The sequence below is a fragment of the Caballeronia sp. GAWG1-1 genome (assembly GCF_023631465.1).
GTDB lineage: Bacteria > Pseudomonadota > Gammaproteobacteria > Burkholderiales > Burkholderiaceae > Caballeronia.
On record NZ_JALQDB010000010.1, the window covers coordinates 83,029 to 90,945 of the forward strand.

Here is a 7,917-nt window from a genome sequence, read left to right on the forward strand (position 1 = left end):
AAATGATTTTCGCGCTAGTCTTGCTCGTCATCGCAATCGTGATTGTGGTGAACACGGTCAAGATCGTTCCGCAGCAGCACGCATGGGTGCTGGAACGTCTCGGCCGCTATCACGCGACGTTGACGCCGGGCCTGAACATCGTGCTGCCGTTCATCGACCGCATTGCGTACAAGCACGTGCTCAAGGAGATTCCGCTCGAAGTGCCGAGCCAGGTCTGCATCACGCGCGACAACACCCAATTGCAGGTGGATGGCGTGCTGTACTTTCAGGTCACGGATGCCATGAAGGCGTCGTATGGATCGAGCAACTTCGTTTTTGCCATCACGCAGCTATCGCAGACGACGTTGCGTTCGGTCATCGGCAAGCTGGAACTGGACAAGACCTTCGAGGAGCGCGATTACATCAACCAGAACATCGTCGCTTCGCTGGACGAAGCCGCGTCGAACTGGGGCGTGAAGGTGCTGCGCTACGAGATCAAGGATCTGACGCCGCCGAAGGACATCCTTCACGCGATGCAGGCGCAGATCACCGCCGAGCGCGAGAAGCGGGCGTTGATCGCGGCATCCGAAGGGCGCAAGCAGGAGCAGATCAACATTGCTTCCGGCGCGCGCGAGGCGGCGATTCAGAAGTCCGAGGGCGAGCGTCAGGCGGCGATCAATCAGGCGCAGGGCGAGGCAGCGGCCATTCTCGCGGTGGCCGAGGCGAACGCGCAAGCCATCGAGAAGATCGGCGCGGCGATTCAGACGGCGGGCGGCATGGAAGCGGTGAACCTCAAGGTCGCCGAGCAGTATGTCGGCGCGTTCGGCAATATCGCGAAGGCGGGCAACACGCTCATCGTGCCGGGCAACATGTCCGACATGGGCTCGATGATCGCATCGGCGCTCGCTATCGTGAAAGGCGAGGGCGGGGGCGGCATCATCAGGAAGAGCTAAAGCAGAAGGGGCGCTTTCGGGCGCCCCTTTTTGCATGCGGAATCAACGCGCGGCCGTTCGCATGAGACGCGCGCGTTCGCGGTCCCAATCGCGCTTCTTCTCCGTCTCGCGCTTGTCATGCAGCTTCTTGCCCTTGGCAAGCCCGATCTCGCACTTCACGCGGCCTTCCTTGTAGTGGAAGTTGAGCGGCACGAGCGTATGCCCACGCTGCTCGACCTTGCCGATGAGCTTGTCGATCTGATCGCGATGCAAAAGCAGCTTGCGCGTGCGCACCGGGTCCGGGTTGATATGCGTCGAGGCTTCGGGCAGCGGGCTGATATGCGTGCCAATCAGGTACAGCTCGCCTTGCTTGATGACGACGTAGCCTTCCTTGATCTGCCCGCGGCCCGCGCGCAGCGCCTTGACTTCCCAGCCTTCGAGCACGAGACCCGCCTCGAAGCGTTCCTCGATGAAGTAATCGAAGAAGGCTTTTCTGTTGTCGATGATGCTCATGAATGGAAAGTGCCCAACTCGTTTAAAATCACAATTTTAGCAGCGCGCCGTCTGTGGGACGATCCCATGCGTCCAGCGCAGTTGCCGCCCAATCAAGCCACCCGCCGCGCCCTTTATGGCAGACGTCCAAAAAACAGTATTGATCCGCCATTCAGCGGAAGAAATGTTCGACCTCGTCACCGATGTCGCCGACTACCCCAAGTTTCTGCCGTGGTGCGGCGGCGTGGAGATCGGGCGGCAGGACGAGAACGGCATGGAAGCGAAGATCGACATCAGCTTCAAGGGCATCAAGCAGCACTTTGCCACGCGCAACGTGCAAAAACGTCCGACCAGCATCGATATGGTGTTCTTAAGCGGCCCTTTCAAGAAGTTCACGGGCTATTGGCGCTTCACGCCCCTGCGCGCGGACGCCTGCAAGATCGAGTTCGCGCTCCACTACGAGTTCTCGAACCTCATTCTGGAGAAGCTGATCGGGCCGGTGTTCAGCCATATTGCCAACACCTTCGTCGATTCCTTCGTGAAGCGCGCGGATCAACGGTACGGCAAGAAATGAGCCTTCGTATCGACGTTTGTTACGGTCTTGCCGATGGCGCGAGCTTTCTCGCGCATCTCGATCTGCGCGAAGGTGCGACGGTGCGAGAGGCCATTGAAGTGAGCGGGGTCTTGAAGCAGCATCCGGAAATCGATTTGTCGACACAAAAGGTCGGCGTGTTCGGCAAAACCCAGCCGCTCGATACGGCGTTGTCGGACTTCGATCGCGTGGAGATTTATCGGCCGCTCAAGGTCGACCCGAAAACCGCGCGTTTGCGCCGGGTGGCGAAGACACGCAAGGCTGGTTCGATCGAAGGCCGCAAGTGGCAGTCGAAGGATTCGCGTTAGCCGGCGCCTTTCAATGCGCAGGCGCTTCCTTGCTGACGCGAGGCGTCACGACGCTGTGCTGACGCACCGACCAACTCACGCCCGCAGTCAGCAAAGCGATGGCGCAGAGTTCCGGCACGCGCGGCCAGCGGCCGTCGTAGACAAAGGCATAGAGCAGCGCGAAGAGCGTTTCGAACGCAATCAGCTGACCGGACAGCGTCAGCGGCAAGCGCTTGGACGCCGCGTTCCACAAGATGTTGCCGACCCACGAACCGCCCGCCGCCAGGGCAAAACTCACGAGCCAGAACAACTGCCAGCGTTCGGGCGACACGGCGGCCTGCACGCTGCCTGCGGGCAACATCCACATGATCGCGCCGAGGATTGCGCCCAGCACGCCCGTCACGATTCCCCACAGCACCGACCATTCGTTGCCGTCGAAACGATGGTTCGCCTGCACGTAGCGCGCGTTGACGACCGCATACCAGGTCCACGCGGCGAGCGCCCCGAGCGCGCATGCGAGGCCGGCAAGACGTGTCGGCACGCTGCTCGTCTCGACGCTGCCATGCTGCAAAAAGATGTCGCGAAACACATCCAGATTGATGCACGCGATGCCCGCCAGGATCATCGACAACGGCCCGGCGAGGCGCCGCAATTCCACCGCGCCATCATCGCGCCGCCCCGCGAGCGTGACGGTGACGGGCAAGATGCCGACGATCAGCGATGTCGGCGCGACGCCGACTAGTTGCACCGCGCTTGCAAGCAGCATGTAGTAAAGAAGGTTGCCGACGAGCGCCAGTTTTACGAGCGCGAGGAGATCGGCGCGCGTGAGCTTGGTCATCAACCGCCGCGCGATAGGCAGCGCCACCGCGAGCGACACGGCGCCATACATCAGATACCGTCCGACGCTCAAAGCAAGCGGCGAGAAATCGGGCAACAGCCGCGGCGCCAGAAAAATGAAACCCCAGATTGCTCCGGCCGACATTCCGTACATCACACCGCGCTGCATTCCGACTCCCTGACCCACGTCCATTCGATGTAGGCGAGGGTAAAGGCGCGCGCCAGCCACGTCTTGTCTAATTCTGCATATGCCAGGAGCGGTCAGAACGCCCGCACGCCCGGCCCATAACTTGCGTGCGCTTGGGCTAAGCCGCTGTTCGAGCAGTGAAAACCCGAGGAACTATCGGTATAATCTGCTTTTGCGCCCATAGGATTTGCCATGCGTCTGATCCAGAAAGCACTCACGTTCGATGACGTGCTCCTCGTGCCTGCGTTCTCCAGCGTACTTCCGCGCGATACCAGTCTGAAATCCCAGCTGACTCGCAACATCTCCCTGAATATGCCCCTCGTGTCCGCCGCCATGGACACGGTCACCGAAGGCCGGCTCGCCATCGCCATGGCGCAGATGGGCGGCATCGGCATCGTTCACAAGAATCTCACTGCCAAAGAGCAAGCGCGCGAAGTCGCCAAGGTCAAGCGCTTCGAGTCGGGTGTGGTGCGCGACCCGATCACCGTGCCGCCGGAAATGCGCGTACGCGACGTCATCGCGCTTACGCAGCAGCATGGCATTTCGGGCTTTCCTGTCGTGGAAGGCGCGAAGCTCATCGGCATCGTCACCAACCGCGACCTGCGCTTCGAAGAGCGCATGGAAGAGCCCGTGCGCAACATCATGACGCCGCGCGAGCGCCTCGTGACGGTCAAGGAAGGCACGCCGCTCGCGCAAGCCAAGGCGCTGATGCATAGCCATCGCCTGGAACGCGTGCTCGTGGTCAATGACGCGTTCGAACTGCGCGGCCTGATGACCGTGAAAGACATCACGAAGCAGACCGAGAATCCGGACGCGTGTAAAGACGAAGACGGCAAGCTGCGGGTGGGCGCGGCAGTGGGCGTGGGCGCGGACAACGAAGAGCGCGTCGAGCTGCTCGCGGCGGCAGGCGTGGACGTGATCGTCGTCGATACCGCGCACGGCCACAGCCAGGGCGTGCTCGAACGCGTGCGCTGGGTGAAACAGAACTACCCGAAGGTGCAGGTGATCGGCGGCAACATCGCTACGGCGGCTGCCGCCAAGGCGCTCGTCGAATACGGCGCGGACGCGGTGAAGGTCGGTATCGGTCCGGGCTCCATCTGCACGACGCGGATCGTCGCGGGCGTGGGCGTGCCGCAGATCACGGCAATCGCGAACGTCTCGGAAGGATTGCGCGGCAGCGGCGTGCCGGTGATCGCGGACGGCGGCGCGCGCTTCTCGGGCGATGTCGCGAAGGCGCTTGCGGCCGGCGCGAACGTCGTCATGATGGGCAGCATGCTCGCGGGCACGGAAGAGTCGCCCGGCGACGTGTTCCTGTTCCAGGGCCGCCAGTACAAGGCGTATCGCGGCATGGGTTCGGTCGGCGCGATGAAGGACGGCGCGGCGGACCGCTACTTCCAGGACAACTCGGCGAACATCGACAAGCTCGTGCCGGAAGGCATCGAAGGCCGCGTGGCCTACAAGGGCTCGGTCAACGCCATCCTGTTCCAGGTCATCGGCGGCGTGCGCGCGAGCATGGGTTATTGCGGCTGCAGCACCATTGCCGAGTTGCACGACAAGGCTGAGTTCGTGCAGATCACGGCGGCCGGCATGCGCGAGTCGCACGTGCACGACGTGCAGATCACGAAGGAAGCGCCGAATTACCACGTCGACTGAACATATTGACTAACCCGGGGATCGATCATGAAACCGTTGCTGCGGGCCGTGCTGATCGTCAATGCGCTGATCTTTCTGGCGTTCGGCGTATTGTTCCTGCTGACGCCGTGGACCGGCCTGTACGCCGCGCTGCAACTCGACCCCATCCTCGTTCAGCCCGCCTTCGCCGGGCAATTGCTCGGCGTGGCGTTGCTCGGACTGGCGTGGCTTTCACTGCACGCGGCTATCGACGGCGCGTTGACGGCGCGGGCTGCAAGAGTTTCGGGCCATGTGGAGTGGCTTTCCGGCGTGATCGTGCTGGTCTGGCTGCTTGGGTTGCGCACGCCGGAAGTGGCCGGCTTCGGGCAGGTGAGCGCAACGCTCGTTGGCATCGTGCTCATGGTGCTAGGTCTTGGCAGCGTGCGTTTGTCGTCGGCCGTGCGGCGGCGTGAGCGTCTGGCGGCGGCAGGCAAGGCTTCGGCCACGCGGGCAGAACAGAAGGCGGCGGACAAGCGCGAGCAAGGCATACCGTTGGACACCGCGACACGTCCGTTGGCGCGCGCGCCCGAAGCCACGGCCATCGATCCAGTTTCAGGCCGCACGGTCGATTCGTCCAGGCGTCCGCTTGATACCGCGACGCCGCTGTCTCGCACGCGTATGGACGGCGGCGCGGTCGATCCGGTCACGGGCCGCACGTTCGACCCCGTCGGTGGCCGCGAAATCGATCCGGTGACGGGCAAGCGCATCGAGCCTGTAATTAGCGGCGATATCGATCCGGTCACGGGCAGACGCGTCGATCCGCTGACCGGTGCCGATGTTCGCCAGACGCCGCTCTGATGGCGTGCAGACGGCAGATCATCGTCGGGCAGTACCGCAGTAAGACAAGCACGGTCGGCCTTTGCGCCGACCGTCGATTTATTGGCAGCCGGACTTCGCGCGAGATTCGCGCGCAGCCGGCACAAGACCCATTCGTTCACTTAGCCTTTGGCCGCAGCCATGCACGACAAAATCCTGATCCTCGATTTCGGCTCCCAAGTCACGCAACTGATCGCGCGGCGCATCCGCGAATCGCACGTCTACTCGGAAATCCATCCGTACGACGTCGATGAAACCTTCATCCGCGAGTTCGCGCCGAAGGGCATCATCCTGTCGGGCGGCCCGAACTCGGTCACCGAGGCGGGCTCGCCGCGCGCGCCGCAGGTTGTGTTCGATCTCGGCGTGCCGGTGCTCGGCATCTGCTACGGCATGCAGACGATGGCCGATCAGCTTGGCGGCAAGGTCGAACTCGGCAGCGTGCGCGAATTCGGCTATGCGGAAGTGGCTGCGCTCAACCACACGGGCTTTCTTGAAGGCATCGAAGACTTCAAGAGCGCCGAGGGCGAGGCGATGCTGAAGGTGTGGATGAGTCACGGCGACAAGGTCGCCGACTTGCCGGCCGGCTTCAAACTCATGGCCTCGACGCCTGCGTGTCCGATCGCCGCGATGGCCGACGACGACCGCCGCTTTTACGGCGTGCAATGGCATCCCGAAGTCACGCACACCGTGCAAGGCCGCGCGATGCTCGATCGCTTCGTGCTTGGACTGTGCGGCGCGAAAGCGGACTGGGAGATGGGCCATTACATCGACGAAGCGGTCGCGAAGATTCGCGAGCAGGTTGGCGGCGAGCATGTCATTCTGGGCTTGTCGGGCGGCGTGGATTCGTCGGTGGCGGCGGCGCTGTTGCATCGCGCGATCGGCGATCAGCTGACTTGCGTGTTCGTCGATCACGGCCTCTTGCGTCAGAACGAAGCCGAGCAGGTGATGTCCACGTTCGCCGATCACCTAGGGGTGAAGGTGATCCACGTCGATGCGAGCGCGGAGTTTCTCGCGAAGCTCGCGGGCGTCACGGACCCGGAGGCGAAGCGCAAGATCATCGGCGCCGAGTTCGTCGAAGTGTTCGATGCGGAATCCCAGAAGCTCACGGATGCCAAGTGGCTCGCGCAGGGCACCATTTATCCGGACGTGATCGAATCGGCGGGCAAGGGCAAGAAGGGCGCGCATACGATCAAGAGCCATCACAACGTCGGCGGCTTGCCGGAGACGCTGAACCTGAAGCTGCTCGAACCGTTGCGCGAGCTGTTCAAGGACGAAGTGCGCGAGTTGGGCGTGAAGCTTGGTTTGCCGCACGCGATGGTGTACCGCCATCCGTTCCCGGGACCGGGACTTGGCGTGCGTATTCTCGGCGAAGTAAAGCGCGAGTTCGCTGACCTTTTGCGTCAGGCGGACGCGATCTTTATCGAAACGTTGCGCAATACCATCGACAAGGAAACGGGCAAGTCGTGGTATGACCTCACGAGCCAGGCGTTCGCGGTGTTCTTGCCGGTGAAGAGCGTTGGTGTCATGGGCGACGGGCGGACTTATGAGTATGTCGTTGCCCTGCGCGCCGTGCAGACGCTGGACTTCATGACTGCGCATTGGGCGCATCTGCCGCATGAGTTGCTTGGGCATGTGTCCAATCGGATCATTAATGAAGTGCGGGGGATTAACCGGGTGGTTTATGACATCTCGGGGAAGCCGCCAGCGACGATCGAGTGGGAGTGAATCGACGTGTCTTTATGGGCCATCGCCGGGTAATTAACCCTTTACGAACCGGCGGACGATGCCCTGACAGCTGAACAATCTTGGGTGGCGCGGGATCAAAGCTTTTGGGAGGGGACGGGTTGACAAGCCCGTCGCTGCCTTGAGCTCTATGCTGGAGTGCCACCGCTAGAGCAGGCGTGCAGCTTGCCCTTGCTTCGTCAGCAGTGATACCGCTTTTTTGTCGAAAGAAACGAAGGTCTCCGCCCCAAGCCAGCTACCATCGTGAACCTGTCCGCATTTTTGTGTGCGAGGCGGTTAGCGGAGTCACCCGCGTGCGTTGGTAAAACGCTCTCCAAACAGGATGGCAAACTGGTTCATCGCGGACGACCAGTCGAACGCCGTGCGTACTGACTTTGCCAG

At 62.3% G+C, this 7,917-nt stretch carries 8 protein-coding genes; 6 read left to right on the forward strand and 2 right to left on the reverse strand.

Features of this window, described 5'->3' with window-relative positions:
- The first annotated feature begins 2 nt into the window (after positions 1-2).
- Positions 3-932, forward strand: a complete 930-nt coding sequence (locus NCT03_RS06415) for an SPFH domain-containing protein (protein ID WP_244827777.1) — start codon at positions 3-5, stop codon at positions 930-932.
- A gap of 42 nt (positions 933-974) precedes the next feature.
- Here the strand turns inward: NCT03_RS06415 and smpB are convergent, their stop codons facing one another.
- A complete protein-coding gene (gene smpB, locus NCT03_RS06420) occupies positions 975-1,424 on the reverse strand; it encodes an SsrA-binding protein SmpB (RefSeq protein WP_250464509.1) in 450 nt (149 codons plus the stop codon).
- 115 nt (positions 1,425-1,539) lie between these two features.
- On the opposite strand from smpB, the gene NCT03_RS06425 reads away from it, so the two are divergent.
- Positions 1,540-1,977, forward strand: coding sequence for a type II toxin-antitoxin system RatA family toxin (locus NCT03_RS06425; protein WP_250492278.1), 438 nt, complete (start codon positions 1,540-1,542; stop codon positions 1,975-1,977).
- Positions 1,974-2,303: an RnfH family protein gene (locus NCT03_RS06430; RefSeq protein ID WP_250492279.1), complete on the forward strand. Its 330-nt coding sequence runs from the start codon at positions 1,974-1,976 to the stop codon at positions 2,301-2,303. The genes NCT03_RS06425 and NCT03_RS06430 overlap by 4 nt, the downstream gene beginning before the upstream one ends.
- 10 nt (positions 2,304-2,313) lie before the next feature.
- On the opposite strand, the gene NCT03_RS06435 is transcribed toward NCT03_RS06430, so the two are convergent.
- The gene (locus tag NCT03_RS06435) at positions 2,314-3,288 is read right to left on the reverse strand and encodes a DMT family transporter (RefSeq protein ID WP_250492280.1); all 975 of its coding nucleotides are present in this window, start codon (positions 3,286-3,288) and stop codon (positions 2,314-2,316) included.
- A gap of 210 nt (positions 3,289-3,498) precedes the next feature.
- Here NCT03_RS06435 and guaB point away from each other — a divergent pair, with 210 nt between their 5' ends.
- The 3 genes from guaB (at position 3,499) to guaA (ending at position 7,518) form a co-directional block, all read left to right on the forward strand.
- On the forward strand, positions 3,499-4,959 hold the full coding sequence (gene guaB / locus NCT03_RS06440) for an IMP dehydrogenase (RefSeq protein ID WP_244827782.1): 1,461 nt from the start codon (positions 3,499-3,501) through the stop codon (positions 4,957-4,959).
- Positions 4,960-4,986: 27 nt separating this feature from the next.
- Entirely contained in the window at positions 4,987-5,775 is a 789-nt protein-coding gene (locus NCT03_RS06445) for a hypothetical protein (protein ID WP_250492281.1), read from the forward strand.
- A 159-nt stretch (positions 5,776-5,934) separates the two neighbouring features.
- Positions 5,935-7,518 (forward strand): glutamine-hydrolyzing GMP synthase, encoded by a 1,584-nt coding sequence (gene guaA / locus NCT03_RS06450; protein WP_244827784.1) that lies wholly within the window; start codon positions 5,935-5,937, stop codon positions 7,516-7,518.
- The last annotated feature ends 399 nt before the right edge of the window (positions 7,519-7,917 follow it).

What these genes read in the sequence shown, in the direction of transcription:
- NCT03_RS06415 (WP_244827777.1), top strand. Translation starts at nt 3, where the DNA reads ATGATTTTCGCGCTAGTCTTGCTCGTCATCGCAATCGTGATTGTGGTG.
- smpB (WP_250464509.1), bottom strand. Translation starts at nt 1,424, where the DNA reads ATGAGCATCATCGACAACAGAAAAGCCTTCTTCGATTACTTCATCGAG.
- NCT03_RS06425 (WP_250492278.1), top strand. Translation starts at nt 1,540, where the DNA reads ATGGCAGACGTCCAAAAAACAGTATTGATCCGCCATTCAGCGGAAGAA.
- NCT03_RS06430 (WP_250492279.1), top strand. Translation starts at nt 1,974, where the DNA reads ATGAGCCTTCGTATCGACGTTTGTTACGGTCTTGCCGATGGCGCGAGC.
- NCT03_RS06435 (WP_250492280.1), bottom strand. Translation starts at nt 3,288, where the DNA reads ATGCAGCGCGGTGTGATGTACGGAATGTCGGCCGGAGCAATCTGGGGT.
- guaB (WP_244827782.1), top strand. Translation starts at nt 3,499, where the DNA reads ATGCGTCTGATCCAGAAAGCACTCACGTTCGATGACGTGCTCCTCGTG.
- NCT03_RS06445 (WP_250492281.1), top strand. Translation starts at nt 4,987, where the DNA reads ATGAAACCGTTGCTGCGGGCCGTGCTGATCGTCAATGCGCTGATCTTT.
- guaA (WP_244827784.1), top strand. Translation starts at nt 5,935, where the DNA reads ATGCACGACAAAATCCTGATCCTCGATTTCGGCTCCCAAGTCACGCAA.